At 62.4% G+C, this 26,364-nt stretch carries 29 protein-coding genes; 16 read left to right on the top strand and 13 right to left on the bottom strand.

Features of this window, described 5'->3' with window-relative positions:
• Positions 1-5 precede the first annotated feature (5 nt).
• From AC58D2_RS08815 to AC58D2_RS08795, 5 genes are all read left to right on the top strand, one after another.
• Positions 6-629, top strand: a complete 624-nt coding sequence (locus AC58D2_RS08815) for a hypothetical protein (protein ID WP_497389385.1) — start codon at positions 6-8, stop codon at positions 627-629.
• Entirely contained in the window at positions 554-1,447 is an 894-nt protein-coding gene (locus tag AC58D2_RS08810) for a pyridoxal phosphate-dependent decarboxylase family protein (RefSeq protein WP_497389953.1), read from the top strand. The genes AC58D2_RS08815 and AC58D2_RS08810 overlap by 76 nt, the downstream gene beginning before the upstream one ends.
• Positions 1,440-1,859, top strand: a complete 420-nt coding sequence (locus AC58D2_RS08805) for a gamma-glutamylcyclotransferase family protein (RefSeq protein ID WP_497389383.1) — start codon at positions 1,440-1,442, stop codon at positions 1,857-1,859. Before AC58D2_RS08810 ends, AC58D2_RS08805 begins: the two co-directional genes overlap by 8 nt.
• 116 nt (positions 1,860-1,975) lie before the next feature.
• Entirely contained in the window at positions 1,976-2,377 is a 402-nt protein-coding gene (locus tag AC58D2_RS08800) for a rhodanese-like domain-containing protein (protein ID WP_497389381.1), read from the top strand.
• On the top strand, positions 2,274-3,035 hold the full coding sequence (locus tag AC58D2_RS08795) for a DJ-1/PfpI family protein (RefSeq protein ID WP_497389379.1): 762 nt from the start codon (positions 2,274-2,276) through the stop codon (positions 3,033-3,035). Before AC58D2_RS08800 ends, AC58D2_RS08795 begins: the two co-directional genes overlap by 104 nt.
• A gap of 41 nt (positions 3,036-3,076) precedes the next feature.
• Here AC58D2_RS08795 and AC58D2_RS08790 read toward each other — a convergent pair whose 3' ends face one another.
• Positions 3,077-3,730, bottom strand: a complete 654-nt coding sequence (locus AC58D2_RS08790) for an HD domain-containing protein (RefSeq protein WP_497389377.1) — start codon at positions 3,728-3,730, stop codon at positions 3,077-3,079.
• Positions 3,731-3,956: 226 nt separating this feature from the next.
• On the opposite strand from AC58D2_RS08790, the gene AC58D2_RS08785 reads away from it, so the two are divergent.
• A complete protein-coding gene (locus tag AC58D2_RS08785; protein WP_497389375.1) occupies positions 3,957-4,685 on the top strand; it encodes a dienelactone hydrolase family protein in 729 nt (242 codons plus the stop codon).
• A gap of 18 nt (positions 4,686-4,703) precedes the next feature.
• On the opposite strand, the gene ftrA is transcribed toward AC58D2_RS08785, so the two are convergent.
• A complete protein-coding gene (gene ftrA, locus AC58D2_RS08780) occupies positions 4,704-5,675 on the bottom strand; it encodes a transcriptional regulator FtrA (protein WP_497389373.1) in 972 nt (323 codons plus the stop codon).
• Positions 5,676-5,889: 214 nt separating this feature from the next.
• Here ftrA and AC58D2_RS08775 point away from each other — a divergent pair, with 214 nt between their 5' ends.
• The 8 genes from AC58D2_RS08775 (at position 5,890) to AC58D2_RS08740 (ending at position 12,187) form a co-directional block, all read left to right on the top strand.
• Positions 5,890-6,474 (top strand): TetR/AcrR family transcriptional regulator, encoded by a 585-nt coding sequence (locus AC58D2_RS08775; protein ID WP_497389371.1) that lies wholly within the window; start codon positions 5,890-5,892, stop codon positions 6,472-6,474.
• Between the two features lie 3 nt (positions 6,475-6,477).
• Positions 6,478-7,215 carry a glutathione S-transferase family protein gene (locus tag AC58D2_RS08770; RefSeq protein ID WP_497389369.1) on the top strand — a complete coding sequence of 246 codons (738 nt, stop codon included), beginning with the start codon at positions 6,478-6,480 and terminating at the stop codon, positions 7,213-7,215.
• Positions 7,208-7,693 (top strand): nuclear transport factor 2 family protein, encoded by a 486-nt coding sequence (locus AC58D2_RS08765; RefSeq protein WP_497389367.1) that lies wholly within the window; start codon positions 7,208-7,210, stop codon positions 7,691-7,693. Before AC58D2_RS08770 ends, AC58D2_RS08765 begins: the two co-directional genes overlap by 8 nt.
• 1 nt (position 7,694) lies before the next feature.
• Entirely contained in the window at positions 7,695-8,426 is a 732-nt protein-coding gene (locus AC58D2_RS08760) for an alpha/beta fold hydrolase (RefSeq protein WP_497389365.1), read from the top strand.
• Complete coding sequence (locus tag AC58D2_RS08755; protein ID WP_497389363.1) at positions 8,426-9,448, top strand: zinc-dependent alcohol dehydrogenase family protein; 1,023 nt, start codon at positions 8,426-8,428, stop codon at positions 9,446-9,448. The genes AC58D2_RS08760 and AC58D2_RS08755 overlap by 1 nt, the downstream gene beginning before the upstream one ends.
• A 28-nt stretch (positions 9,449-9,476) precedes the next feature.
• Positions 9,477-10,094 carry a glutathione transferase GstA gene (gene gstA / locus AC58D2_RS08750; RefSeq protein ID WP_497389361.1) on the top strand — a complete coding sequence of 206 codons (618 nt, stop codon included), beginning with the start codon at positions 9,477-9,479 and terminating at the stop codon, positions 10,092-10,094.
• Between the two features lie 369 nt (positions 10,095-10,463).
• Positions 10,464-11,162 carry an NADPH-dependent F420 reductase gene (locus tag AC58D2_RS08745; RefSeq protein WP_497389359.1) on the top strand — a complete coding sequence of 233 codons (699 nt, stop codon included), beginning with the start codon at positions 10,464-10,466 and terminating at the stop codon, positions 11,160-11,162.
• A complete protein-coding gene (locus AC58D2_RS08740) occupies positions 11,159-12,187 on the top strand; it encodes a formylglycine-generating enzyme family protein (protein ID WP_497389357.1) in 1,029 nt (342 codons plus the stop codon). Before AC58D2_RS08745 ends, AC58D2_RS08740 begins: the two co-directional genes overlap by 4 nt.
• On the opposite strand, the gene AC58D2_RS08735 is transcribed toward AC58D2_RS08740, so the two are convergent.
• The 9 genes from AC58D2_RS08735 to AC58D2_RS08695 form a co-directional block, all read right to left on the bottom strand.
• Positions 12,079-12,378: a DUF736 family protein gene (locus tag AC58D2_RS08735; RefSeq protein ID WP_497389355.1), complete on the bottom strand. Its 300-nt coding sequence runs from the start codon at positions 12,376-12,378 to the stop codon at positions 12,079-12,081. The genes AC58D2_RS08740 and AC58D2_RS08735 overlap by 109 nt on opposite strands.
• 222 nt (positions 12,379-12,600) lie before the next feature.
• Positions 12,601-13,230: a tyrosine-type recombinase/integrase gene (locus AC58D2_RS08730; RefSeq protein WP_497389353.1), complete on the bottom strand. Its 630-nt coding sequence runs from the start codon at positions 13,228-13,230 to the stop codon at positions 12,601-12,603.
• A 135-nt stretch (positions 13,231-13,365) separates the two neighbouring features.
• Positions 13,366-14,364, bottom strand: coding sequence for an ABC transporter ATP-binding protein (locus AC58D2_RS08725; protein ID WP_497389351.1), 999 nt, complete (start codon positions 14,362-14,364; stop codon positions 13,366-13,368).
• Between the two features lie 46 nt (positions 14,365-14,410).
• Complete coding sequence (locus AC58D2_RS08720; protein WP_497389349.1) at positions 14,411-15,910, bottom strand: ABC transporter permease; 1,500 nt, start codon at positions 15,908-15,910, stop codon at positions 14,411-14,413.
• Positions 15,911-15,987: 77 nt separating this feature from the next.
• Entirely contained in the window at positions 15,988-17,019 is a 1,032-nt protein-coding gene (locus AC58D2_RS08715; protein ID WP_497389347.1) for an extracellular solute-binding protein, read from the bottom strand.
• Positions 17,020-17,090: 71 nt separating this feature from the next.
• Entirely contained in the window at positions 17,091-17,771 is a 681-nt protein-coding gene (locus AC58D2_RS08710) for a Fe2+-dependent dioxygenase (protein ID WP_497389345.1), read from the bottom strand.
• Positions 17,772-17,791: 20 nt separating this feature from the next.
• The gene (locus AC58D2_RS08705) at positions 17,792-19,933 is read right to left on the bottom strand and encodes a TonB-dependent receptor (RefSeq protein WP_497389343.1); all 2,142 of its coding nucleotides are present in this window, start codon (positions 19,931-19,933) and stop codon (positions 17,792-17,794) included.
• 271 nt (positions 19,934-20,204) lie between these two features.
• Complete coding sequence (locus AC58D2_RS08700; RefSeq protein ID WP_497389341.1) at positions 20,205-20,969, bottom strand: enoyl-CoA hydratase-related protein; 765 nt, start codon at positions 20,967-20,969, stop codon at positions 20,205-20,207.
• Between the two features lies 1 nt (position 20,970).
• A complete protein-coding gene (locus AC58D2_RS08695) occupies positions 20,971-21,366 on the bottom strand; it encodes a MarR family winged helix-turn-helix transcriptional regulator (protein ID WP_497389339.1) in 396 nt (131 codons plus the stop codon).
• A 258-nt stretch (positions 21,367-21,624) separates the two neighbouring features.
• Here AC58D2_RS08695 and AC58D2_RS08690 point away from each other — a divergent pair, with 258 nt between their 5' ends.
• Positions 21,625-22,161: an RNA polymerase sigma factor gene (locus AC58D2_RS08690; RefSeq protein ID WP_497389337.1), complete on the top strand. Its 537-nt coding sequence runs from the start codon at positions 21,625-21,627 to the stop codon at positions 22,159-22,161.
• Positions 22,158-23,162 (top strand): FecR family protein, encoded by a 1,005-nt coding sequence (locus AC58D2_RS08685; protein WP_497389335.1) that lies wholly within the window; start codon positions 22,158-22,160, stop codon positions 23,160-23,162. The genes AC58D2_RS08690 and AC58D2_RS08685 overlap by 4 nt, the downstream gene beginning before the upstream one ends.
• Here the strand turns inward: AC58D2_RS08685 and AC58D2_RS08680 are convergent.
• The gene (locus AC58D2_RS08680) at positions 23,149-25,479 is read right to left on the bottom strand and encodes a TonB-dependent receptor (protein WP_497389333.1); all 2,331 of its coding nucleotides are present in this window, start codon (positions 25,477-25,479) and stop codon (positions 23,149-23,151) included. The genes AC58D2_RS08685 and AC58D2_RS08680 overlap by 14 nt on opposite strands.
• A 149-nt stretch (positions 25,480-25,628) precedes the next feature.
• The gene (locus AC58D2_RS08675; RefSeq protein WP_497389331.1) at positions 25,629-26,243 is read right to left on the bottom strand and encodes a prolyl oligopeptidase family serine peptidase; all 615 of its coding nucleotides are present in this window, start codon (positions 26,241-26,243) and stop codon (positions 25,629-25,631) included.
• Positions 26,244-26,364: the final 121 nt, after the last annotated feature.

Below are 26,364 nucleotides of genomic sequence, written 5' to 3'. Positions count from 1 at the left end.
CCGAGATGTCGATCGACAGCACCCTGAGCATTTTGACAGCGGCGGCGGCGGCGGCGGCCGAGCATATCGACAGCCGCAGCCATGCACGCGTGGTCGGGAACACCAGTGACGCTGAATTGTTTCGGCGCCTTGACGCTTATGATTTCAGCAAGCCACTTAAGGTCGCTTCGATCGTCGAGGACCTTTTCGATCTTCTTGGCCGTCATGCCGTTCGGAACGACAGTCCGCGCTATTTCGGGCTGTTCAATCCGCCTCCGCTGACCTCGGCGGTGGCAGGCGACCTGCTGACCGCGGCAGTCAACCCACAGCTTGCGGTCTATGGCCATGCCCCTGCCGCGGCAGAGATTGAGAAGCGACTCATTTCGCTGTTCGGCTCGGCGATATGGGACGACAAGGCTGCTGCCGGAACCTTCACGAGCGGGGCAGCGAGGCTAATTTCACTGCGCTTCTCGCCGCGCTTTGGCGATTTGATGCCGGCTGGTCAGAGAACGGGATCGACAGATCGCGCGGCCTTCCCGCGGTCTATGCCTCTAGCTAATCCCACCTTGCCTGGATCAAGCTGGCACGCGCCGCCGGCCTCGGCGCCAGTGCCGTACGCCTTGTCCCGGCGGGTGCCGATTTGCGCATGACGCGCAGCGCGCTGAAAGCCGCTATCGCGGCCGACAAGGACCATATCCCGATCCTGATCGTGGGAACGGCGGGCACGACCGCCCATGGCGCGGTGGACGATCTCGAAGGCCTGTCCGATGAAGCGCGTTCTTGGAGCGCCCATTTCCACGTCGACGCGGCGTGGGCCGGAGGCGCGCTGCTGGACGTTGACCAGCGGCGGCATTTCCCGGGCATCGAGCGGGCCGACAGCGTCACGATCGACCCCCACAAGTGGCTGGCCGTTCCGATGGGCGCGGGTATCTATCTTTCCCGCGACTGGCATGCGCTTTCGAAAGCCTTTGCCGTCACCACATCTTACATGCCGTCGGCAGATATCGAGCGGCACGACGCCTATATCCATTCGCTGCAATGGTCGCGGCGCTTTATCGGCGGCAAGCTCTTCGTGGCGCTCGCGGCGCTCGGCGTCGACGGCTACGCCGCAATGATACGGAAACAGGTCGAAATGGCGCGGTTGTTGCCAAACCGGCTGCACGATGCAGGCTGGTGCCTGCTGAATGAAACACCTTTCCCTCTCGTTTGCTTTGTTCCTGAAGACGATGACGAAGCCAATATCCGACGGATCGAACGCAGCGTCTGCGAAACAGGACTCGCATGGATATCGACCGTCGCGTTGCATGGTCGGCTGGCGCTTCGCGCCTGCATTACGAGTTTCGAGACGACGGCCGCCGACATCAATTGTCTCGTGGGCTTGCTTGACCGCATCCGCGCCGACCGGGAGCCGGACCGATCGAGGCCCGAAGGCGAAGGTGGCGCCAAACAGGAGGCACGTCGTGGATGAGCTTATGGTTCCCGTCTATTTTTACGGCGGACTCATCAACCCCAAGGTCCAGCAGTCGGTGGGCCTGACGCTCACAGAGCCGGTCACGGCTATATTGTACGGCTACTCGCTCGCCTTCGAGCCGTGGGTCAATCTGCGCCGCGATCCGCGCAGTCATGTTTACGGGCTGCTGGCCTCAGTGCCGCAGCCGATACTCGAGCAGGTCTATGAGCGGCTCGCAGCACGCTACTATCCCTATCCGGTGGTCTGCGCGGTCGACGACTATCAACTTCGACCAGCGCTTTGCTATATCGCGCCGGCCATGTCGCCGGGTGCGATCGACCGGGCGCATGTCGAGAATCTGGCAATAGGCGCCGAAGTATGCGGCTTCCCCGACGCCTATGTGACGATGATCCGCAGCTTTTGCGACTGACCGCGCCGGGTCGGGCGCCTGGCACATTCTTTGCCGAGCTTGGCACCCGAAGCCATGGCCGCGCGGCATCGAAAAGCCGAATGTGACCGCGCAGTTCAGGCGATAGAGGAGGTACCATGCCCAGCAATTCCGTAACCGCAATCCCCGCCGCTCCGGCGCACGTGGCCAAGGAACATTTCGAAAGCGAATTCACCTTCGAAACCGACTGCGCCGACGTCCACGAAGCGATGGCGTCGGGCGATCCCGGATTTATCCTTCTCGACGTTCGGGGGCCGACGCAATTTGCCGCAGGCCACGTCCTCGGCGCACTAAATCTGCCCCACGGCAAGATCATCCGTTCGAAAATGGCAGCCTATTCCGACGATACGCTGTTCGTCGTCTATTGCGATGGACCGCACTGCAACGGCGCGGCACGTGGCGCAGCGCGGCTGGCGGGACTGGGCCAGCCCGTCAAGAAAATGGCTGGCGGCATCCACGGGTGGGAACTCGATGGCTACAGTCTGGAACGCGGCGCCTGACGCCTTGCAGATACCAAGCCCATATAGCATCGATATCGGAGAAATCATGAAACGTCGCGTCGCCATCCTCATATTCGAAGACGCCGAAGTGCTCGATTTCGCAGGCCCTTTCGAGGTGTTTTCGGTTGCGTCCGAACTGCATGGCGACGCGCTATTCGATGTCCAGCTCGTAGCGTCCACACCGGCGCCGCTGCGCGCGGTAAATGGCATGGTGGTCCTGCCCAACGCGACCTTCGCCGAAACCAGCGCGCCCGACATTCTGGTGATCGCCGGCGGCGCGGGCACGCGCCGCGCCATGACCGACCCGAACCTGCTCGACTGGGTCGAAAAGACGGCGGCGCAAGCCGAAGTCGTCATGTCCGTTTGCAGCGGCGCCCGGATCCTTGCGGCGCTCGGAATGCTCGACGACCTGGAGGTCACGACGCACCATCAGGTGTTCGACCATGTTGCCGAAATGGCTCCGAAGGCAAAGCTGCGCCGCGGCGAGCGCTTCGTCGATACCGGACACATCATGACCACCGGAGGCATCAGCGCCGGCATCGACGGCTCTTTTCATCTGGTGGCGCGACTGGCCGGCGCCGATGTCGCCAAGGCCACCGCAGCTTATATGGAATACCGCTGGGTTCCGGAGCGAACCTACCGGACAACCGACGCCTGACGACGCGAGCGCGTCACCGGCCGGCTGACTTCGCATGAGGATCAATCGTCGAAGGGCGCATGCGCGATCAGGTCGCGCGCGTTCGGGATCGACAGGCTGCCGCAATCGTGATGCAGGATCATCGCGGTAGGGTGGAATGGCGGCGGCGGCGCGCTCCTGGCTTCCGCCGACATCAGATCATAGAACCCCCCTTTGAATCCCAGCCGCGGGAACAGGGTCAATATTCGCTCCATCGCGGACGCATCCAGGAGATCGGCGCCCGCCCCGACGACGTCCGCCAATATGCCCATCTGGACGGCCCATGCTTTATCCTGCTTGTACAGATTCAAGTCGTGGGTATGGAGCGCCACCGTGTCCCATATCAGCCAGGCACGCGCATCACTGACGCCTTGACCAAGCGCGAAGGCGCGCGCGGCGTGTGCGCTGCGAACCTCGAAGCGCTCTTCGCATTGGCGCTTCTGGTCGGTCAGGCCGATATCATGCAGGATCGACGAAACGGCGATGACCTCCCGATCCTTGGCTTGCGGGCGCATTCCCGAAAACATCTCGGCGAACAGCGCGCTTCGCATAACATGGTTGACCAGCATCGGCGATGATTCCGACTGGGCGCGTTCGATCGCGCCTTCCACCATCGCGCTGTCGGGAAGCTGGACGCCGCTGCGCCTGGCGATGGCCTCGATTTGCGTTCGGCTCACTTCCGATCTCCGACACCAATTGATCGCGCACTGCAGTATGAGGCTGCCCAAGGGGCCACTACTCGTGTTGCTGCCAACATGGGGAAAAATGACGCCAACCCGATACCTCTAGTTGGCGGAATCAAGAGGGTATCCGGCAGCGAACCGCATCGTAGGAAGAACCGCGTTGGGCCAGCATCTTGGCGAGCGGGCAAGAGCATCGCCGACCGCGGCAGGGAGTAGCAACATGTTCAGCAAGCATATCTATCATCACGGCGGGCAAGAATTCACCGGCCTCGTCGCCGACGGATCGTCAGGGCAACGCGCACCGGGAGTCCTGGTCTGTCACGAAGCGGCGGGACGCGAAACGCGCGCGAAGCGAGCGGCCGAGCGGCTCAGCGAGCTCGGGCTGGTCGCTCTCGCGATGGACATGTACGGCGAGCAATTCCCGACCAGTGAGGCGACTGCGCGGCACAATGCCCTGATGGCGGAGCCGGGCCTGATGGCCGGGCGGGCGCGGGCTGCGCTCGACGCCCTCGCCAAGCATCCTAGTGTCGATGCGAGCAATCTGGCGATTGTTGGCTTTTGCCAAGGCGGTGTCGTTGCGACGGAACTCGCGCGGCTTCAGGCGCCTATCAAGGCGGCCGTCGGCTTTCATCCGGCGTTCCTGCGCCCCGCCGGCAGCGTCGATGCTCCGATTGTGGCGCGCGTCCTGATGATGATTGGCGACGCGGATCCCATCGTGCCCGATGAAGACCGCAAGCGTTTTACCGACGAAATGAACCGTGCGAACGCCGACTGGCAGCTGCATATCCTTGGCCGCGTCGGCCATTCTTATACCAATCGGGCAGTTGACGCGCTCGGCCTTCCGGGTTTCGGTTACGACGCCATCGCCGAGCGCCGGGCGTGGGCGATGATGGTCGATTTTCTGGGCGAATGCTTTGGGCGCGCCGATCTTATGGGACCCCTCCCATAAGGTGACACAAGCTGTTGCTCACTCCGCGGCAACGGCGAGCGCTTCTCCATTAAACTGCCGACGATAATCGGCAGGCGTGCAACCCACGATCCGCTTGAAGTGGATGCGCATCGTCTCGGGGCTGCTGAAGCCGGCATGAAATGCAATTTGATCAACCGACAGGCGGCCGGTTTCGAGCAGGTCGCGCGCCACCGCAATACGTTCGACGAGCAACCAGTCATAGGGTGATTGCCCCGTTGTCTCGCGAAACCGGCGAAAGAAAGTCCGAGCGCTCATCGCCGCGCGACCGGCCAGATCGTCGATCGTCATTTCTTCGGTGGAATGCGCGCGCATCCAGTTGATGACCTCGCCCAGGCGTGAGTCGCGAACTTCGATAACCGGCCTGATCGCGAACTGCGATTGGCCGCCATCACGGTGCGGCGGGATGTTCAACCGACGTGCGACGGCGTTGCAAACCGCACTGCCATGATCGCGGCGTACAAGGTGCAGCAGCATATCGAGTCCGGCTGCCGAGCCTGCTGCCGTCACGATATCGCCCTCATCGACATAGAGCACGTCCGGGTCGACTCGCACCGACGGATACCGACGTTGCAGTTCCTCCGCATAAAGCCAATGCGTGGCGGCGCGACGACCATCGAGAAGGCCAAGCGAGGCGAGCAGAAACGCCCCCGAACAGATCGAGAGCAGGCGCGCGCCGCGCTCCCGCGCCGCGAGGAAGGTCTCCGCCAGTGCCGGCGGCAGCGGCGCGCGGCTGTCCCATCCGGGAATGATGATGGTGTCCGCCCGCGCAAAGAGGTCGAGACCATGCGCCACGTTGAGATCAATACCCCCCATCGAAGCGACGGCCCCCGGCTCGATCGAACCGACGGCGAAATCATACCACGGCACGTCGAGTTCAGCTCGCTGCCTGCCGAAGATCTCGACAGCACAGCTAAGCTCGAACAGCGATACCAGCGGGTGGGCAAGAACTGCGACGAGATGGCCGCGCATGGCAGCATCCTTATGCTATGGAACTTATCGCCAACATAATAAGCCTCTTTCCCGCTGGAAAGGATGTCGCTTGTGAATGGCACAATCTAACGCTTGTTTGACATGATCGTCCGGAGTCGTCCGATACCTGTCGCTTACTGCCGAATGCGCCCGCTATCCTGCCAACACTCCTGCAAATCATTGACAAATAGAACGATCGATCTATTTTGGCCTAATGGGAAAGGGAGATGACACTCGCGATCGGATTCTGTCGTTCGCTCTGGCTCGCACGGCCAGAGGCGGGCTCAACAGCGTGACGGTGGGAAGCAGCGCCAGCGATCTAGGAATGTCCAAATCGGGATTCTTTGCGCATTTCGGAAGCAAGGAAGCGCTGCAGGTCGCCGTCGTAGAGAAAGCCATCGACCGGTTCCGACTTAAGGTCGTCGAACCCGGCCTGCGACACCCGAAACCGCGACAGCGCCTCGAGGCGCTGCTGGATGGCTATATCGCATGGATGGTTGGCGACGACGAACTCGCGGGCTGCCCTTTCGTCCTGGTGGCGCAGGAAGTTCGCGACTGTCCTGGCCCTGTGCGCGATGCGCTCGTCAATGCGCAGGAAAGCTGGCGCGCACTTCTCACCGCAACGATCTCGGACGCCAAGGAAGATGGAAGCATCGCGCGACATGCGCCGTCGGCCCAAATCGCCTTCGAGCTTATCGGCGCGATTCTGTCCTACCAGTTCGCGCACGCCATACTCCGTGAAGATGGCTCTTCGCTCCGGGTATTGGCAGCGATCAGCCACGTCCTCGACAAGGAATAATCTATGGACAAAGGCGTGTTTTCACAAGCAATTAAAAGCACGAACGATCGTTTTAAAATAAGCGATCATTTGCGGCTTTATTGCGGTCCGTTCAGCATGTTCTCGGCAAAAGTTGAGATCGCGCTGCGAGAGAAGCAGCTGTCGTATGACCGCGAACTGGTCCCCTTTTCGATCGGTAGCGGCTACGCACCGAAAGATCCGACGGTGGTGGCGATCAATCCCAAAGCTCAGATTCCCGTGCTTATCGCGGGCGATCTCACCCTTTATGATTCGACGCAGATATTCGAGTTTCTCGAAGATGCTTTTCCCGAAAATGCCTTGTGGCCGACAGAGGTCGGCGACCGTGCACGCGCGCGGCAATGGGAACATTGGTCGGACGAGATACTCTTTCCGACCGCGCTGAAACTGCGCGATCGAGGCCTGTCCAATGAAGAACGTCGGTCGGCCGCCAGCCTGGCGCATCGGCGTCTTGATGAACTCGATGCCCATCTGTCCGGGCGGACATATGTCGCGGACAGCTACGGCTTTGCCGATATCGCCCTCTTCATGGCCGAGCTGTTCTCGGTGCTCTTCGGTCTTCGGCGAAAGGGGCGTCCGAACGTCGAGGCCTGGCGCGCGCGCGTGGCTGAGCGGCCGGCCGTTCGCGGGATCGTTGAGCCGATGGCTCGCTATGCCGAAGAAATCGGCGTCGCAAACGCGGCTGATCTTTTGGCCATGGATGGAGGCAGTACTGATGGGTGAAGACAGCGACGACCCCAAGATGGTGGTCATCGACAACGACAACAGGCGTTACGGGACTCTCGAAGAATGGGTCGCGCGCTTTGCCGACCTCTGGGTGCGTGGTGCCGAATGTCGCGACGAATTCGTCACTTTGCTCAGTCGGAACGTGCGACTGGTTGCACCGGGCCTCGCCCCTACCGAGGGGTGGGAAGCCGGCCGGGCCGCCTTTAACCGGACCTTCGACGCGCTTCCCGACCTGACGGCGACAGTCAGGTCATGGGCCGCCCGCGATGACGTCGTTTTTCTCGAGCTTAGCTTTCGCGCGACGATCGGCGGAAGGCTACTCGAATGGCCCGCCGTCGACCGGTTCCGCTTCGAAAATGGCGAGGCGGTCGAACGCATCATTCACTTCGACCGCACCCCGCTGCGACGGGCCTATTTCGGGACTGTCCGCGGGCTCATGCAGCTTTGGCGCATGCGCCGCATAAGGGAGAATTGACGTGATCTCCTCGATCATTCTTGTCCATGGTGCGTGGCACGACGGAAGTTGTTGGGAACGGGTGGCGCCGCTGCTTCAAGAAGCGGGCGCGACTGTGTATTGCCCGACGCTTCGCGGCCTGGAACCCGGCTACACGGGCGCGGCGCCGACCCTCGCCGAGCAAATCGATGGGCTGGGCCAATATATAGAAGGTTTGGCTCCGGTGGAGGCACTGCTCGTCGGGCACAGCTGGGGCGCGATGGCCGTGACCGGCGTTGTCGGACGCTGTGCGCGATATCTGCGCCACCTAATGTTCCTCGACGCAGCGGTCCCGGCCGATGGCGACGATTTTGCGTCGCAAGTGCCCGGCCAGGATAGCGACGCACTCGCGCGTCGCAGGGCGATGTATCAATCGATGGCACCGGACGGCGTCTGGTTGCCGCCGCCTCCTGCCCAGTTGGTCGGCGTCAACGATGCGCGCGATGCCGAATGGCTGGCGCCGCGCCTGCGGCCGCATCCCGTCCGGACGTGGCTGGAGCCAGTGACCGTCGACGAGGCCGCTCTCGCGGCGCTGCCCAAAACCTATGTCCTCGCGACCAATCCGGCGTCGCCCATGATGGGCTATCCGGCGCAAGCCGACCGCGCTAGCGCGAGCGACGGCTGGCGACGCCGCGATATCGATTGCGGTCACGACATGATGGTCGTCGCGCCCGAACGCACCGCCGAGCTGATTCTGGAAGCGGCCCGCAGCTGATGTGGCTCTACGCATATCAGGGAACGCTGGGATATGAGCATCTGCGATGCGACGCATCCGACGAGCCCGATCCGGGTCCAAACGACCTTGTGATCGAAATGCTCGCCGGCTCCGTCAATTACCGCGATCTCGCAATCGCCGAGGGCGCTTATCACATCGACGTCAGCCCCCCACTCGTCCCTCTCTCGGACGGCGCGGGACGAGTGGTGCGCCACGGCGCGGCAGTGACCCGGTTCGCCGTCGGCGATCTCGTCTGTCCGCTTTACCTGCCGAACTGGATCGACGGTCCGATCACGCGGCAAAAAGCAGCGCGCCGTCTAGGTGGACCGGATGATGGCATCTACACGCAGTTCATGTGCGTGAACGAAGAGGCAGCCGTTCGCGCATCGCGACACCTCGACCCATGCGAAGCCGCGACCCTGCCGGTTGCAGCCTTGACCGCATGGCATGCACTGATCGCACAGGGCGGCCTCCAGGCCGGGATGACCCTTCTGGTTCAGGGCGTCGGGGGTGTCAGCTCCTTCGCCATCCAGTTCGGCAAGCTGGCTGGCGCGCGCGTGATCGCACTTGTTCGCAGCGAGGTCTCTTGCGAGGTGGCGCGCGGACTGGGTGCCGACGACGTCCTTGTCGCACCCGATGCAAAAGATTGGCCCGCCATGGTTCGAAGCATCGTGGCAGAAGGCGTCGATCGCGTGCTCGATATTTCCGGCGCGAACCTGACCGCCAGCATTGCCTGCTGCCGGGGCGAGGCCACCGTCCACATCGTAGGCTATACGGGCGGAACCCGAACCGACCTCGATCTCTTCACCGCTATTCGTCACGCGGTCACGTTGCGGGCTGCCGGCGCCGGGCATCGCGCGAGCTTCGAGCAGATGGTGCGCGCAATGGAGCGGGCGTCGATCAGGCCGCTGATCGGTGCAACCTTTGCGCGCGATCAATTCGGCGACGCCCTGGCAGCGCTTCAACGCAAAGGACGCGCAGGCAAAATCACGCTCGATTTCAGCGAAACCCGAAACCTCTAACCGGTGGTCATCAGGAGGCCTTGCACCCATGAAACTTTATTTTTCGCCATTCTCATGCGCGCTCGCCGTGCGCATCGCCGCCTATGAAAGCGGCCAAAAGCTCGACTTCGAGCAAATCGATCTTGAGACGAAGACAATTTTGAACAGCGGCGCGGACTATCACGCGATCAATCCCAAAGGCTTGGTGCCGGCCCTCATTCTCGACGATGGCACAGTGCTCACCGAAAATGCCGCGGTGCTGCAATATATCGCCGATCGCGTGCCTGATTCCCGCCTGGCTCCGCCATATGGTTCAATCGAACGCGTTCATCTGCAAACCTGGCTCAACTATATCGCCGCCGAAGTGCACAAACTGGTGTTTTCGCCGATTTTCCGCTCGTCTTTCCCGGAGGAAGCGCGCAACTATGCACGCAGAGGGGCGACCGAGCGCTTCGATTATCTTTCGAGCGCGATCGAAGGCCGCGACTGGCTTATGGGCGACACATTTACAGTCGCCGATGCCTATCTCGCGGTCATGCTCTTCTGGACCGAGCCTGCGGGCCTGTCGCTCGCTCCTTGGCCCACGCTGGAAACCTATCGCGGCAGACTTCGCTCGAGGCCAGCAGTGGCGCAGGCACTGGCCGATGAACTTAAGTTGAAATCCTGAACACTTCAAAGTGGTGGCAGCCAAGAATCTCTGGCACCCAAATGGAGGACTCGAAACGGTTTTCGCCAGCTGTTGTTTGTTCGGGGAGCGCGTGGATGAGCCACAACCTCCTGTTCATACAGGCTGCGCCACGAGACGAAGCTGCGAAATCCAATGCAAAAGTGCGATGCTTTTTGCGGCTTTTGAAAAGTGGCTTTCGCAATTGAACGGCTCTCTCATGAAGGTCGGTTGGCGGGATCCCGCCGGGAAATGTCGCTGCTGATGCTGTGCAATTTTCCCCAAACCTTAGAAATCAAGTGGTCCCTTACGAGCAGTGCGAGAGACCTTCGCCGTCGTCGCTCTCGGAAGATTTCTTAAAAAGGAGGCATCATGCTAAAGCTCGGAATTATCGGTACAGGACGAATGGCGGTGCGACTGGCGGATCTGGCAGCCAGAAGCGGGCATCGCGTTACTCTTGGCTCGCGCGACCCGGACCGAGCACATCAGATTGCAAAGGCGCTTTCCAGCGCTGGCGATATCCGCGGCGGCGACTATGAAAACGCTGCTGCGGAAGAAATTGTCCTGCCTGCGATTTTTATCAGAGACGGCGCCTTTGAACAGCTTCGTAACTTTCGCCAGCAGGTGGCGGGAAAAATTGTCGTCGATATTCTTAATCCTTTCAATGACAGATACGACGATTTTCTGCTGCCGTGGGACACTAGCGCAGCAGAAGAACTCCAAAAGATATGGCCGGAGGCGCGACTCGTCTCCACGTTCAAATGGCCATTTTGGGAAGCGTTTGACGCCCCGGAATTCGAAGGCGGGCCGCTCGATGTCATTTATACAGGTGACGACGAAGACGCCAAAAAGGTGGTACTCAAGCTGTTCGAAGCCTCCCCTTGGAGGTTCATTGACGGTGGCGACCTAACGGCCGCGCGGTTCACTGAGAGGATGACGCTATTTGCCGCTAAACTCGGTTCTACCATGGGTTATCTTCCGAGGGTGGGTTGGAGGCTTTTAGGCGATCCTTGGGCAGCGGGGGAGCGAGACAAATTCAGCGATATTGTGAACCGATGGAACAAGCCATGAGACACTTCTTTCGCGACGCCTTGGAATTCTGCCAGGAGCGTTCCCTGACAATTGCAAACACTTTGTTTGTGGCGATCTTGATTACGGCTCTGGGGCCGAAGGTATTTTCGCCAGCATCGGCACAACCTTTGAACAGCGCTCAACCCGCATTGTTTCGTGACTGCGACGATTGCCCGGAGATGGTGGTCATTCCGCCGGGCCGTTTCCTGATAGGTTCTCCACCAGACGAGGCCGGTCGAGCGTCAGACGAGGGGCCGGTTCAGGAGATTGCGATAGATTACGAATTCGCGATGTCCCGTTTCGAAATCACAGTCGCACAATATTCCCGCTTTGTGGCGGCTACGAACCGAACGGCTGGCGGAAATTGTATTACGGACCGCCGACGCCCGTTCGATTGGGTTCCAGACGCAGACACCAATTTCAAGAATCCGGGCTATATTCAATCCCATGACCATCCGGTCGTTTGCGTCAGCTGGCTGGATGCGACCGCATATGCACGGTGGCTCAGCGAACAAACCGGCAAGCGATATAGGTTACCCTCCGAGGTGGAGTGGGAATATGCCGCACGCGCTGGCACGCAGACCGCATTTTACTGGGGACGCGACATGGAGAATGCGTGCGACTACATGAATGGAACCGACCTGATCGCATTCAGAAAATATCCCCAAATCGAGCATATCGGTTGTAACGATGGCGCGCTCAACACCTCGCCCGTTGGCCAATATCGGCCCAATGCTTTTGGGCTTTTCGACATGACGGGCAATGTGGGGGAATGGACCAGCAGCTGCTCAACAGACGGCTACAGCTCCCCGTTGGAGGACGGTCGGTTCCCCTTCGGGGATTGTACAATGCGAATGGTAAGGGGAGGATCGTGGGGAACCATACCACGGCAACAGCGCGTCGCAGAGCGTATGCGCTACTCCCCGGAAGATCGGGATGATTCCATCGGCATCCGGTTGATACGAGAACTATCCCAAAACGGCCGTTGCTTCCGAGATTCCAGCGAGGGGCACGTCAAACGATGAAGCCTCGCCCGGAGACCGGGCGGGTTGAAACTAATAGTCACAACGCTTTCGGGACACTGCCGCGACCAGATGACGCCGAATTCCTTGCCCCTCTCGTTTGCGAAGAGGTAGGCGTAGATGGGGGCAGCGAAGCCTCGATCGTCAATATTGAGGCCACGATAATCGCGGTACTCGTTGGACGGTGTGGCCATACGGCGCCGATCCCCGCAGGGCCAGCGATGACACGATGCGATAATGCTTATCTTCCTTGCTCCGAGACCATGCCTCTCAGTTAGCTTGTGACAAGACCGGGAGCGCCGCAGCGGCAGTCTTTGGCCGATTGCGGTCAGGCAGCTTTTGGCCGACCAACAAAGAGAGCGGACGTTCCAACACAGTTCAGAGCGTTCGCTCTCCAGGATATCGAGATTTTGCGGTTAGACCTCGATGCCTTCCGCCAATGTCAGTGCATCTTCAACATCGACGCCAAGGTATCGGACCGTGTTTTCAATTTTGGTGTGGCCAAGCAGAATTTGCACCGCGCGCAAATTGCCAGTCGCCTTGTAAATAATTGATGCCTTTGTTCTGCGTAGCGAATGTGTTCCGTAGTCCTCGCTTCGAAGGCCAACCGCCGTCACCCATTCATCGACAAGGCGCGCATATTGCCGCGTGCTCATATGAGCAGCGTGGTCGATGCGGCTGGGGAAAGCATAATCCTCGATCGATCCGCCGCGCCGCTCGAGCCAATCGAGGAGACTTCGGCGAGCATCCGACGTGATTTCAAATTGAACCGGCCGACCCGTCTTTTGCTGAATAACTATCGCCCGAGTTCGCATCTCGGCACCAGTGACAAGATCGCCGATCTTGATCTTCACCAGATCGCAGCCTCGTAGCTTGCTATCGATTGCGAGGTCGAAAAGCGCCCGGTCTCGAAGCCGGTGCTCCCGATCCAGATGAAAGCGAATTGCCCAAATCTGCCGTGGCTTCAGCGGGCGCTTGGCGCCGACCTTTCTACCGGCATTCCACGCCGGACGAGGCGACGAATAATCGAATTGTGACCTACCCATAATCGTTCTCCTGTGGCCAAAATGACCGAAGGAAGAACGCTCAAGTCGGACACATGGCGGGGAGCTTGTCTTGGTCAAACGGAAAAACCGGGCAGGCACGGTGGTCACTATGTAACGTCGCCAGAGCACGATCGTTCACTCGCGACACCCCACAACCAATGGGCTACAAATTGAGCGGAGGGCGAGCGTCACGGCCTCCCCTGTTGCCGGAGGTTTCTCCCGCAGTTGAAAGGTGACTTGCTGATCAGACGCAAGGGCGTCGACCAGGTAGAAACGTCCCGCGAAACGTGCGCCCGATACGGTCGCGGCAACGCCCGTTGAACTTGGCACAATCGCGTCGGGCCGGACGGCCAGCTGAGCGGCACCATCGGTAATACCATCGGCATTTACAGCGCCCAGCGCCGTGTCGGCCATTCCGTTTGCAACGATGGCGTCGATCACGACCAAATCGCCCAGCAAGCGCGCCGCCGCGATCGACGCGGGTCGATGGTAACAATCCTCCGGTCGTCCCGTCTGGAGAATATGTCCCTCGGCCATCAGGATCAAATTGTCGGCGATCATCATCGCCTCTTCGGGATCATGGGTGACGATGAGAACTGTCGTGCCCGCCGCACGGAGATCGGCGAGGAGCGCATCGCGCACCGCCCCGCGCAGATGACCGTCCAAACCCGAAAAGGGCTCGTCGAGCAGCAGCAGCGACGGTTCGCGTGCCAGCGCGCGCGCGATCGCCACGCGCTGCTGCTCGCCGCCCGACAGCATATGCGGCCAGGCGGCGGCGAGATACGAGATGTGGAAGCGGTCGAGGAGCGCCGCGACGCTTGCGCGGCGGGCGTCGGAGGCCATGCCGGTGAGGCCGAAGCCGACATTGGCGCTGACGTCGAGATGCGGGAACAGCGCATTGTCCTGAAACACCAGCCCGACGCCGCGATGTTCGGGCGCCGCCGTCTTTCCCGGTTTGGAGACGGTCCGCCCGCGGATCCGGATATCGCCGACATCGACAGACTCCAGCCCCGCGATCAGCCGCAGCAAAGTGCTTTTGCCGCAGCCAGAAGCCCCGAGCAAGCAGGTTATCCCGCCGGAGGGCAAGGCGAAGGACGCGCCATCGACTGCGGTGCGGCCCGGATAGGCGCGCACGACATCGCGCAGCTCGAGAACGGGATCATCGGTCACGACAAAGTGCCTAGTCGCCGGGACGCGCGGTTGCAATGCGGCGTGTCAGCCAGATCACCGCGGGCAGCGACAGCGCGACGATCAGCAGCGACGGCAGCCCCGCCTGACCCAGCCGTTCGTCGAGCGCATAATTGTTCGCGAGCACCGCAAGCGTGTCGAAATTGAACGGGCGCAGGATCAGTGTTGCCGGCAGTTCTTTCAGCACATCGATGAAGATGATCAGCAGCGCGGTCAGCAGCGCGCCGCGCGCGACCGGCAAGTCGACGGCGAACGCCGCGCCGGTCTCGCCGCGTCCCAGCGTGCGCGCCGCGTGGCGCATCGACGGGGTGACGCGCGCCAGCCCCGCGTCGATCGGCTCAAGCGCCGCCGCCATAAGCCGCGCCGCATAAGCAAGGACCAGCAGCACGATCGCGACCGCCGTTCCCGACCCCGGCGCAAGGTTCCAGATCAGCCCTGCAGGCGCGAGCAGGCCGATCGCCATCACCGCGCCGGGGGTTGCATAGCCGAGGCTGGCGATCCGCGCCGCGATCGGCAGGCGCCGCGTACCGAGCGCCAGCATCGTCGCGAGCGCGACGGTGACGAAGGCTCCGGCGATTCCCAAGAACAGGCTGTTGCGCGTGGCCGCGACGAGCCGCACCCAATCGGGCGTCGTCTGCGCGAGATTCCAGATCAGCCAGCCGACCGGGAGCAGCAACCCCGCCGTCAGCAGCGACAGGCAGAAGCCGAAGGCGAGCCAGCGCCGTACCCCGGTGAGCGGCTGCACATCGATCGTCCGCCAGCGCGCCCTGCCCGTTTCGTGCGTTGCGCCCCTACGACTGGCGCGCTCGATCCACAGCAGCAGCGCGGCGGCGGCGAGCAAAGGCAGCGCGAACCGCGCCGCGCTGACCGTCGAACCGTAAACCGACCAGGCTCGGACGACGCCGGTGGTCAGCGTCTGGACGCTGAGAAACTGGACCGCGCCATAATCGGCGAGGGTTTCCATCACCGCGAGCGCCACCCCCGCAGCAAGCGCCGGCCGCGCCATCGGTAGCGCGACGCGCCACAGCGCACGCCCGCCAACGCAACCGAGCATCCGCGCCGCCTCCAGCACATTCACCGACTGGTTGAGGAAAGCGGCGCGCATCGCCAGATAGACATAGGGATAGAAGGCCGCCGACAGGATGAAAGCCGCCCCGCCGATGCTGCGCATCTCGAACGGCAGATCATGTCCGGTCGTGTCGCGGAGCCAGATGCGCAGCGATCCCGCGACATCGAACAGGTCGGCATAGCCATAGGCCAGCGCAAAGGCGGGGGTCGCGAGCGGCACGGCCAGCGCCCAAGCGAACAGGCCGCGCCCGGGAAAACGGTGCATCACCACCAGCCACGCGGCGATCGTCCCCGCCAACGCCGTAAGGCAGCCAACGAGCAGCGCCAGCCAGGCCGACGTCAGCGCATAGCGCACGATGTCGCGGCCCGCGATGTCGGCAGTATCGGTCCCGAACGCGGCGAGCAGGACGCCAATCAGCGGCAACGCCACCGCCAGCCCCGCCAGCGCGGCGAGACTGGCGAGCGGTGACGGGACAGAGCGACAAAGGGTGGCGGCGCTCGTCAGCGCCAGCCCGCCGCGCTCATCAACGACTGCGCCGCCGGTTGCCGCGCCGCAAAGGCGGCGACACTCATGGGATTTGCGGTGAAGTTCGCATAGGCATCGACGGGCGGCGGAGCCGGGACGTCGGGCGAGGCAGGATATTCGTTATTGTTCGCCGAAATATGCTTTTGCGAATCCGCCGAGGCGAAAAACTCGAGCAGCTTGACCGCATTGGCCTGGTTAGGCGCGTTTTTCGCAACGCCGCCGCCCGAGATATTCACATGCGCGCCCTTGCCGTCCAGGCTGGGGAAACCGAGCTTGACGTTGTCGGTCACCGCGCGGTCCTGAGCATCGTCGCCGGTCGCCAGGCGGATATAGTAATAGCTGTTGGTGATCGCGACTTCGCACACCCCCGCTGCGACGGCGCGGATCTGGTCGCGGTCGCCGCCTTCGGGCGGGCGCGCCATGTTGGCGACGATGCCCTTGACCCATTCGCCCGCCTGTTCGGGCCCCCATGCCTCGATCAGCGCGCCGACGAGCGAGAGATTATAGACGCTGTCCGACGACCGGACGCAGATTTTGCCTTTGAAGCGCGGTCCGGTGAGCTTGGCATAATCGTCGATCTCTTCGGGCTTCACCTTGGCCGCATCATAGGCGACGACGCGCGCGCGGCGCATGAAGCCATACCAGTTGCCGCCCGGTTCGCGCAGGTTCGCGGGAATGCGCGCCGTCAGCGTTTCCGAAACCGTCGGTTGGAACAGCCCCGCCTGCTGCGCGCGCCACAGTGCCCCCGCATCTGCGGTGATGAACAGGTCGGCGGGGCTGTTCGCGCCCTCGCTCTTCATCCGCGCGACCAGCTCGTCGGCTTTGCCTTCGATGCGGTTGATCTTGATTCCGGTTTCCTTGGTAAACCGGTCATAGAGCGCCTGATCGCTGTCATAGTGGCGCGCGGTGTAGAGGTTGACCTCTTGCGTATCTGCGGACTTCTCGCCGCCCGAACAGGCGCCAAGCATCGTCACGGCCACCAGCGTCGTCACCAGCCTCTTTTGCACAATTACCTCCTTATGTGTCGGATTCTGTTCGCTGCTAGCACTATTGCGAGCGATTCTCAAATATTGACTGGTCAGCCGTGCGACCATTCGCGCAGCATATTGTGATAACATCCGGTCAGGGCAATCAGCGCGGCATCATTATCGCCCACACGCGGGCGCAGCGACTGGATTGCCAAATCGAGGTCGAACAGCGTCGCCCGGTGCGCCGCGCTGGCGACAAGGCTTTCGATCCAGAAGAACGAGGCTACCCGCGCCCCGGCGGTCACCGGCGTCACGCTGTGCAACGTCGTGGCGGGATAGAGGAAGAGATGACCGGCGGGCAATTTGACGCGCTTGCCGTCATGCCCGTCCTCGACCACCAGCTCGCCGCCCTGATATTCGTCCGGGTCGCTGAGGAACAAGGTCGCCGAAATATCGGTTCGCAGCCGCCCGCCACCCGGCAACGGACGCCAGGCGTTATCGACATGCGATCCAAAGCCGTGTCCCGCGCGGTAACGATTGAAAAGCGGCGGAAACACTGCGCGCGGCAAGGCGAAGGACTGGAATAGCAGGCTTTGCGAAAGCGCGGCCGCAATTTCCGTACCAAGTTCGCTTGCTTCGGTGCAGCCTTCGGGAAGCTGCTCGTTGTTCTTGGCGAGCGACGACTGATAGCCCGCGGTCACCTTGCCATCGGCCCACGGGGCGACGGCAAGGCGTTCGCGCATCCGGCGCACAGCCGCGGCGTCCAGAAGCTGCTCGATCTCGATCATCATCGCGACCGAGCCTTCCGGGATCAGAAGTCGAAGGTCAAGGTCAGCGTCGCCGAGCGCGCCGCCGCCGGAATCGACTGGCCGCTGGCGACCGAATAGAAATAATCCTTGTCGCCCATGTTATAGACATTGACCCGCGCGCCGATGCGATCGCTGAACCGATATTCGGCAAAGGCGTCGAACACCGTGTAGGACGGCGTCACGATCACAAAGTCGGCGGTCGCGGACTGGCGAATATTGCTGGTCCGTTTCGACACATGCTGCAATCCGCCGCCGACGGTCAGCGCGTCGCTAACCGCAAAGCTTGTCCAGATCGTCGCCGAATGCTTGGGCGTGCCATCGAGGCGCTGGCCGACTTCGAACGCCCGGTTCGATTGGGTCACTTCGCCATCGAGATAGGAATAGCCCGCGAACAGGTTCCAGCGTGCGGTCACTCGGCCGATCGCCTGAAGTTCAAAGCCGCGCACGCGCTGTTCGCCGTCGAGTACCACAGGCGGGTCGCCGGGGTTGACGCCGGGGGTGCGGGCATTGTCGCGCGTGATCTGGAACAGCGAGCCCGACAGTTGAAGTCCACCGTCCATCAGGTCGAACTTGGCGCCCGCTTCCCACGCTTGGCTGGTTTCGGGATCGACAAAGAAATTGGCGGCGGTAACGGGCGCATTGTTGTTGCCTCCCGCCAGTTGCACCACCTCGGCGCCGCTGCCGGGTTCGAAGGCTGTTCCGTAAGCGACATACAGGCTGGCGTTCGGAGCCGGCTTGAACACCAGCGCGGCATTGCCGCTCCACTCGCTGTCCTTGCGTGCAAAATCGATGACGAAACCCGGCGCGATGCCATTGTCGTCGAAACCGCGCGCGCGCGTTTTGACCCAGTCGTGGCGCAAACCGCCGACGATCCGCCATTGCTCGCCGATCTCGATCGTGTCGAACAGATACAGCGATTTGGTCTCGACATCCGTCCGGGCGCGGGTGCCGTTATAAGCGATGTCGGGCGCCGCTTGCAGCACGGGATCGAACAGGTTCGTCGCCGGACCATTGGCGTCGAGACGCCGACGGTTGTGGTTCGATTCATCGACATATTCGCCGCCGACGACCAAGGTGTGTTTCAGGCCGCCCGTGTCGAACTCGGCCGTGAGGCTGGTCTGATTGACGAACAATTTATCGGTCTGCGTGCGCGGCTTGCGGTTGCCGACCGCCTGCGTCGTCGGCCCCAGCGTGGTCACCGCGCCGACAAAGCGCGGCGAGGAAATCAGCTGATCGTTGTGGACGCGTGCGAACCGGGTGACATTGCGCAGCGTCACGCCATTGCCAAAACTATGCTCCAGCCGGCCCGTGACCGTATCGGTTTCGACATTGCGATAATCGCTCGAATAGCCGTAGAAATTGCTGCGCCGGACCGGCGCCGTCTGGCCTTCGAAGCCCGATCCGCCGAGGCTGAAATTGCGGGCGTTCGGCAGCCCCGCATCGGGCCGGTCATCCTGCTCCAGATGCAGATAATTGACGATGAAGCTGGTGTCGCCGCCAATGCCGAAGCCGATCGACGGCGCAACGGCCCAGCGGCGGTTGAAAACATGATCGCGCCCGGGTTCGTCGGCGCTGTGTCCCATTGCGGTCAAACGCACCGCGACGCCATTGGCTTCGTCGATCACCTGGTTGACGTCGACCGTGCCGCGGTAGAAATCGTCGGTTCCGACGCCGATCTCTCCGCCAATGCTGTTGGTCAACGTCGGCTGGCGCGTGACGATATTGACGGTGCCGCCGACATTTCCACGCCCGGCGAAAGCTGACGCCGGGCCTTTGGTGACTTCGATACGCTCGGCGTAGAACGGGTCGCGGAAATAATTGCCGGGATCGCGGATGCCATCGACGAAAATGTCGTCGCGTGCCGAAAATCCGCGCACGTTAAAGGCGTCAGAGCCACCGGGCGGATTGCCTTCGCCGGCCTGGAAGCTGATGCCGGTGATGTTGCGCATCGCATCGCGCAGCGTCCGCCGTCCCTGTTCCGCCATCAGGTCATCTTCGATCACGACGACGGTCTGCGGCGTATCGAGGATGGGGAGTGTTTGCTGGGGAAGCGAAAGATCGTCGGCCAGATACTGGCCCGTCACGACGATGTCGCCAGTCGCTTCCGCGCTGTCAGCAAATGCCAGAGCCGGTGCGGCAGTCAAAGCCGTGCCCGTTGCAAAAGCCCCGATCAAATGACGACGGATCATATTTCCCCCTGATGGTCAGTTCGCGACTAGGTTCGACGCGGCTCGGCCATTAAGGCTAATGCGAATAAAACACAATAGCGCAAGCGGTAGTTGATCGAGCATGATTTGCATCGTTTTTTGCTGTGGGAGGGGTCACGCTCGGATTGGCCGCTTACTGCCCGTCCGCTTCTGGATGAAAGACAGTTGAAAACGGCCATTGTAATTGTCGCGCTCATCGGCGACCGAATTAGGTGAATTGCGCAAAATCGGGAGCCCGGCGCTCCGCGAATGCCAGGAAAGCTTCCCGAGCCTCGGGGCTTTGAAGGCGCTGCATGAATTCCTCGCCTTCGACGCCCATGTGAGCGGTGACGGCGGCGCTGTCGCGCATCAGCCGCTTGGTGGCCCGCACCGCGCCAAGTGGCTGCCCGGCGATTCGCGCGGCGACCGCAGCGATTGCAGAGGCGAGTTCGGCTGCCGGGACAACGGCGTTGGCGAGTCCCCATGTCACGGCCTCGTGCGCCACGATGGTTTCGCCCAGCGCCAGCATGGCGAAGGCACGGAGGTGGCCGATTCTTGCGGGGAGCAGCCGGCTCGACGCGGCCTCGGGCACAAGTCCAAGATTGACGAACGGCGTGGTAAGTTTCGCGTCATCGGCGAGCAGCACATAGTCGCAGTGGAGCAGCATCGTCGTCCCGACACCGACCGCGCGGCCTTGCACCGCGGCGAGGAGCGGCTTGTCGATTTCGGCGATTGCGCGGATGAAGCGGCTGACATGGCGCGGACCGTCGTCGGGCCGGGCAGCCGCAAATTCGGTCACGTCATTGCCAGCGGTGAACATATCGCCTGCACCGCGGATCACCACGACACGCACCGTCTTGTCGGCGCCCGCTGCCTCGATCTGATCGGCGAGAACTCCGTACATGTCATTGGTCAGCGCGTTCTTCTTGTCGGCGCGGTTCATGACCAGCGTCAAGATGCCGTCGGTCTTGCTCACGAGAATATGGTCGGTCATTTCAGGTCTCCTTGGGAAATTTCAGGGCGGCGGCTTCGAGCCACCGTGCGACGACGGCGAGTTCGGCCTCGTCGAAGCCTTCGCAAAGACGGTCATTCAGAAGGCGTGCCGAACGGGCGGCCTCCGCGCGCCGCGCCTTGCCGGCCTCGGTCAGGCCGATATTCCACGCGCGTTTGTCCGCAGGGTCCGGATGCCGCTCGACGAGCCCGTCGCGCGCCATGCGGTCGAGCAGCCCGGAGAGCGACGAGGCCCCGAGGTCGAGACGGGTCCCCAGTTCCTTCATCGCCATAGGCGAGCCGTCGGACCGCAGCGCCATCAACAGCCCCGCGCGCGCCGCCGTCTTTCCCTCGGTGTCGTCTTGAATGGCCGCCTGAACGCGCCGCTGAGCCACGTTCATCAGGTAGACAAATCTCGGGCGCCGCGCCGACGGGCCATTCTCGCTACGCATTTTTGACGCCCCCACCTTTCCGAATCAGTGCGTATACGTAATATATATTTCGTATGCGAACTACAATCCGACATTCATCCACCGCCGATCCCTGCTCAGACGGACGGCACGCGGGCGCCTTGAGGATGGGATGCCGTAGTTGCCCGGAAAGGGCGGATAGCGACCGCGGCGCATCGGTTTGCTGTCCCTCGGGTGCGGTCATGCGTTATGCAGGGAAGACAGGAATCTATATTGACCGATCGGCAACGCCTTGATGGGGAAAGCACGGACTTCGATCGCCGTTGGCGACCGGCGCTCAGAAGCTTTTTCAGCCGGCGGCTCGGCCGCGTGGACGACGTCGAGGATTTGACGCAGGAGACGCTCTTACGCGCGCTGAACGGCGACCGGACGGCGGAGGCGGCCGACGGATATATATTCCAGATCGCCCAGAATCTGCTGATCGATCGCGCCCGCCGCGCGAAAGTCCGCAGCCTCCACGCGCAGTCGCTGCTTGCCGACAAGCTGCGCGATCATGATCCGCTGCACCCCGCGCGCATTCTCGAAGGGCGCAGCCAGATCGAAACGCTGCTAGCCGTATTGCAAACACTTCCCGAACGGACCCAGACGATCTTCATACTTTATCGAATTGAGAATTTGTCACAGGATGCGATTGCGCAAACCTTTGGTATTTCCGTCAGCGCCGTCAAACAGCAGGTGGCCAAGGCGATGGGGACGCTGGGCCGCGCGATGCAGGAAACATCATGACTATCCCCGAAGATCAGATGGAACCGGACCGCGATACCGAGGCGGCGCTGTGGTGCCTCGCGCTCGCCGAAGAGGATTTCGATGCGGCGCGCGAAGCGGCGCTCGATCATTGGCTCGCCGACGAAGACAATGCCGCGGCGCTGCGGCGCCAGCTCGCGCTGTGGGACCATAATGATGCGCTCGCGTCGTCGCCGCAGATGCTTCAGATGCGTTCGCAGGCGCTCGATGATTTTCGCGCGCGCAACGAGCAGCGCTGGGCCCCGGCTCCGGCGAAAAGCTGGCGCCTGCCACGTCTCTGGCAGGCGCTGGCCGCTTCGGTGCTGCTTGCGGCGGGGTCGGCAACGATGCTCGCGCTCCAGGACAGCGATGTCGAACATTTTTCCACGGCACTCGGCGAACGCAAGATCATTAGCCTCGAAGACGGCTCGAAGCTCACGCTCGATGCCGACAGCGAAGTGGAGGAGCGCTTTTCGAAGGACCGGCGCGATCTTATCGTCGTGCGCGGACGCGCCAAATTCGACGTGGCCAAGGATAGCCTGCGCCCCTTTGCCGTGACCGCCGGCACCGAAACGGTCGTCGCAACGGGAACGAGTTTCAGCGTCGAGAAGCTCGGCACCGCCGTCGACGTCGTCCTCTACGAGGGCAAAGTGACCGTCGTGCGATCCGCGCGAAACGAACATTTCGAGAAGCTCCAACCGGGACAGGCACTCGTGCTTCCGAATTCGGGTCCGCTGCAGATAGCCCCGATCGAGCCGGCACGCGCCGCCGCCTGGACGACGGGCCAGCTCGACTTCAGCAGCGAGCCGATCGCGGGCGCGATTGCACGGGTGAACCGCTACGCCAGGAAGCCCCTCGTTCTCGACCCAAGCGTCCCCGCGTCGCTGCGCGTAACGGGTGTGTTCGATGCCGGCGACACGGCCGCCTTTGCCGAAGGCGTCGCGGCCGTCAGCGGCGTCAAAGTGCGGATCGAACGCGACAGGCTGGTGCTTACCGCCGCGTGATCATGTCTGCGCCATAACGGAAGCTCAACTCGATCCCGATTGTGCGCGGACGCAGTCGCGGGGCGAATTCATCGCTGCCGGTCTCGATCGGAAGTACGCTCCGGTAGCTGGCAGCGCCCCGGTCATCGCCAAGATTATCGGCGAACAAGGCGATCAAGAGCCCGCCGACATCGACCCCAATCCGCGCGTCGATGCGATCGATCGCGTCGCCAGGAAGATTTCCCGGGAAGGCCACAAAGCGGCGCGGTGAGGAATGCTGCCAGCTGATGCGTGCAAATCCTTCGAAGTCACCGGCGAGCTCGGTCCGGTAATCGATCGCAGTATGCGCTGTGAACTTCGCGATATCATCGACGAGAGCTCCTTCGACGATGCCGGTATCGGGCACGGCTCCGGCATAGGTCGCGTCGACATAGGAGCCGCCGGCGGTGAGGCTCAGGCCAGACACCGGCGCGAAAACGAAGCTTAACTCGGCGCCCTTGGTCGTCGTGCCTTTCGAATTGATGAGGCCGTTGAAGCCCGAATCACCGATCGGGATGCGGACAGTCACATCCTTCCAGTCGCTGTAAAAGAGCGCAGCCTCGACCGTCAGCGTGCGGTCCAGCAGTTCGGCCTTGCCGCCGACCTCGTAGGACCAGATCGAATCCTGCGCGAGCGCGGCGGGCAGATCGATACCGAGCGGGCCGGCAAGCGCGCGCGATGTATTCGGCTGGAGCTGCCCGGCGCGAAAGCCCTTGGCGGCGCTCGCATAAAGCGTCGTCCGCGGGGCAGGATGCCAAGCGATCGAGAACCGCGGGTTCCAGCTTTGATAGCGGCCTCCCGGCTGGGGCGTGACAACGCCAGCGTCGACTTCGAAACCGCTGAGGCGTTCGTGATAGTAGCGGAGGCCGCCGACGAGATCGATCGGTGCGAACGCCATCCTGTAGCCAATCTCGCCGAACAAGGCGCGCGCCTTGCTGGCGACATGACCACGATTGTCGATGTCGAGAGGCGCGAACACGAACCCGTCATTACGCACGGCGTCGCGCGCGTAGCCGCCGAATGTCCATTGCAAGAGCCCTTCTCCGGTCGAGTTCAATCGCGCTTCATGGGCTTCGACCGAGACGGCGACACCGCCCATAAGGTTGCCCTCCATTATTCCTTCTTCGGGAACATCGACGGTCAGTCTTCCCGATTGGGGAAGATCGAACCGGTTGCGCGAGTAGCTGTAGAAAGCCTCGGCACCGCCAAGATCATAGCGTGCGGTCGCGCCATAGAGGCGATAGCGGGTGGTATTCTGCAGCGTCACCGAGCGCGACTGTTCGCCTTCGTCGCTGGCGGTCGAGCCGCCGCCGGGGAAGCTGCCCTTGTAGAACCAGTAGCTGCCGGTGATCGACAGCCGTTCGGTGGGGTCGAAGCGCGCCTTAGCGCGGAAGGTGGTGAAGGTCTGATCGTTGAGATCGGTTTCGCCGGCCGCGGCATTGTCGATCCAGCCGGGAAAACGCTCGCCGGTCCCGGCAACGCGGACGGCGAGAATGCCGGGCACGATCGGCGCGTTGAACGCCCCCTTGATCCCGCGGTTGGTGCCGCCATCCTCGGTCTGCGAGACGAAGGCCGAGCCCTTCGCTTCCCAATTGTCGAGATCGGCGCCCTTGGTCAGGATGCGGACGGTGCCGCCCATCGATCCTTCACCGAACAAGGTGCCTTGCGGGCCGCGCAGGATTTCGACGCGGTCGAGGTCCCATGCCCGCACGTCGGGCGCGATCGGGACAGTCACCCCGGTGAACGGCAGATCGTCGAGATAATAGCCATTCTCGTTCGCCCCGAGCGACGTCGAAATCCCGCGGATCGTGATCTTCTGAAGACCGTTGCCGATGTCGTAGACACCAACGCCGGGCGCTTCCTGGAGAATGTCAGACACGCTGTTCGCGCCGCGGCGCTCGATGGCGGGACCGCTCAAGGCAGTCAGCGCAATCGGCACATCGATCGCGCGTTCCTCGCGCTTGCGCGCGGTCACGACGATCTCGGTATCATCGACGATTGCGAAAGAGGCTCGCGAGGGCGACGCCGGCTGCGCTGCCACCACGATGAAGATACCGCTCTGCCCCCGGCGCACGATGAATCCCGTGTCGCTCAGCAATTTGCGAAGTGCCTGTTCGATCGTGAAGCGCCCGCGCAGGGCCGGCGCAATCCGGCGCCCCAGCATGCGATCGTCGAATGCCAGTTGCACGCCGGCCGTTCGCGCGGTCGTTCGCAGCGCGGCACCAAGCGGCATCGCAGGCTGATCGAACCGCGCCGCTGCGGTTTCCTGCCCCTGGGCTGCCTGCGGCCCAACGACCATCGCGCCGCACAGAACGGCGAAAGCCAAATGCAACCGCAAACGCAGATGATGGGCCCGACTCCGCATGGCAGAGACCATACACCGACGCGTGCGAATTCCTATCGGGTTACGCCGGAGAGAGACCGGGACAAGCCCTCCCCGGCGGCCGTTCACTTCAGCGTCGTGAAGAGAAATGTCATGCGGTCGGCCATCATTTCAGGCCGGCTCAGCGGGTCGCTCACCCCGTGCCCGCCTTCCTGGTCTTCGAGATAATAGACCGTTGCCCCGGCATCCTTGAGCTTCGCCGCGAGCTTGCGCGCGTGGCCGGGTCCGACGCGATTGTCGGAGGTTGCAACCGAAACGAGGAACGGGGGATAGACCTTGCCGGCGACGACATTCTGATAGGGCGAGTAGCTGTCGAGGACTTTCCGCATCGCGGGGTCATTGGGGTCGCCATATTCATTCACCCACGCCGCGCCCATGCCCATGAACGGCATACGCACGAGGTCGGTCAGCGGCACGTCGCTGACGATCGCGCCGTAGAGGTCGGGACGCTGCGTTCCCATCACGGCCGCGAGCAGACCGCCGTTCGAGCTGCCGAACACCCCGATATGCTTGGGACTGGTCAGCCCGCTCGCGATCAGGTCCTCGGTAACCGCGGCGAAGTCATCATAGCTGTTCTGGCGCTTTTCGCGAATCGCCGCGTGATGCCAGGCCGCGCCGCGGTCGCCACCGCCACGGATCAGCGGCAAGGCGAATGCACCGCCGCGCGACAGCCACGGCACTAGGCTTCGTGGACAAAGCTTGACTGTGGACTCGGACCTTGATTCAAGGCTGGCTTTTGGAGGCTGCCTTGGGCGAGCGGATTGGCGTTACAGACGAAGAATGGGAAGTGATCGGGCCGCT

The sequence above is a fragment of the Sphingopyxis sp. CR5 genome, from assembly GCF_059693785.1.
Note: the sequence above shows the minus strand (reverse complement) of the source record. Positions and strands in the feature narration are given on the sequence as shown.

What these genes read in the sequence shown, in the direction of transcription:
- AC58D2_RS08815 (WP_497389385.1), top strand. Translation starts at nt 6, where the DNA reads ATGTCGATCGACAGCACCCTGAGCATTTTGACAGCGGCGGCGGCGGCG.
- AC58D2_RS08800 (WP_497389381.1), top strand. Translation starts at nt 1,976, where the DNA reads ATGCCCAGCAATTCCGTAACCGCAATCCCCGCCGCTCCGGCGCACGTG.
- AC58D2_RS08785 (WP_497389375.1), top strand. Translation starts at nt 3,957, where the DNA reads ATGTTCAGCAAGCATATCTATCATCACGGCGGGCAAGAATTCACCGGC.
- ftrA (WP_497389373.1), bottom strand. Translation starts at nt 5,675, where the DNA reads ATGCGCGGCCATCTCGTCGCAGTTCTTGCCCACCCGCTGGTATCGCTG.
- AC58D2_RS08775 (WP_497389371.1), top strand. Translation starts at nt 5,890, where the DNA reads ATGGGAAAGGGAGATGACACTCGCGATCGGATTCTGTCGTTCGCTCTG.
- AC58D2_RS08770 (WP_497389369.1), top strand. Translation starts at nt 6,478, where the DNA reads ATGGACAAAGGCGTGTTTTCACAAGCAATTAAAAGCACGAACGATCGT.
- AC58D2_RS08765 (WP_497389367.1), top strand. Translation starts at nt 7,208, where the DNA reads ATGGGTGAAGACAGCGACGACCCCAAGATGGTGGTCATCGACAACGAC.
- AC58D2_RS08755 (WP_497389363.1), top strand. Translation starts at nt 8,426, where the DNA reads ATGTGGCTCTACGCATATCAGGGAACGCTGGGATATGAGCATCTGCGA.
- gstA (WP_497389361.1), top strand. Translation starts at nt 9,477, where the DNA reads ATGAAACTTTATTTTTCGCCATTCTCATGCGCGCTCGCCGTGCGCATC.
- AC58D2_RS08745 (WP_497389359.1), top strand. Translation starts at nt 10,464, where the DNA reads ATGCTAAAGCTCGGAATTATCGGTACAGGACGAATGGCGGTGCGACTG.
- AC58D2_RS08740 (WP_497389357.1), top strand. Translation starts at nt 11,159, where the DNA reads ATGAGACACTTCTTTCGCGACGCCTTGGAATTCTGCCAGGAGCGTTCC.
- AC58D2_RS08735 (WP_497389355.1), bottom strand. Translation starts at nt 12,378, where the DNA reads ATGGCCACACCGTCCAACGAGTACCGCGATTATCGTGGCCTCAATATT.
- AC58D2_RS08730 (WP_497389353.1), bottom strand. Translation starts at nt 13,230, where the DNA reads ATGGGTAGGTCACAATTCGATTATTCGTCGCCTCGTCCGGCGTGGAAT.
- AC58D2_RS08710 (WP_497389345.1), bottom strand. Translation starts at nt 17,771, where the DNA reads ATGATGATCGAGATCGAGCAGCTTCTGGACGCCGCGGCTGTGCGCCGG.
- AC58D2_RS08700 (WP_497389341.1), bottom strand. Translation starts at nt 20,969, where the DNA reads ATGACCGACCATATTCTCGTGAGCAAGACCGACGGCATCTTGACGCTG.
- AC58D2_RS08695 (WP_497389339.1), bottom strand. Translation starts at nt 21,366, where the DNA reads ATGAACGTGGCTCAGCGGCGCGTTCAGGCGGCCATTCAAGACGACACC.
- AC58D2_RS08690 (WP_497389337.1), top strand. Translation starts at nt 21,625, where the DNA reads ATGCAGGGAAGACAGGAATCTATATTGACCGATCGGCAACGCCTTGAT.
- AC58D2_RS08685 (WP_497389335.1), top strand. Translation starts at nt 22,158, where the DNA reads ATGACTATCCCCGAAGATCAGATGGAACCGGACCGCGATACCGAGGCG.
- AC58D2_RS08680 (WP_497389333.1), bottom strand. Translation starts at nt 25,479, where the DNA reads ATGGTCGTTGGGCCGCAGGCAGCCCAGGGGCAGGAAACCGCAGCGGCG.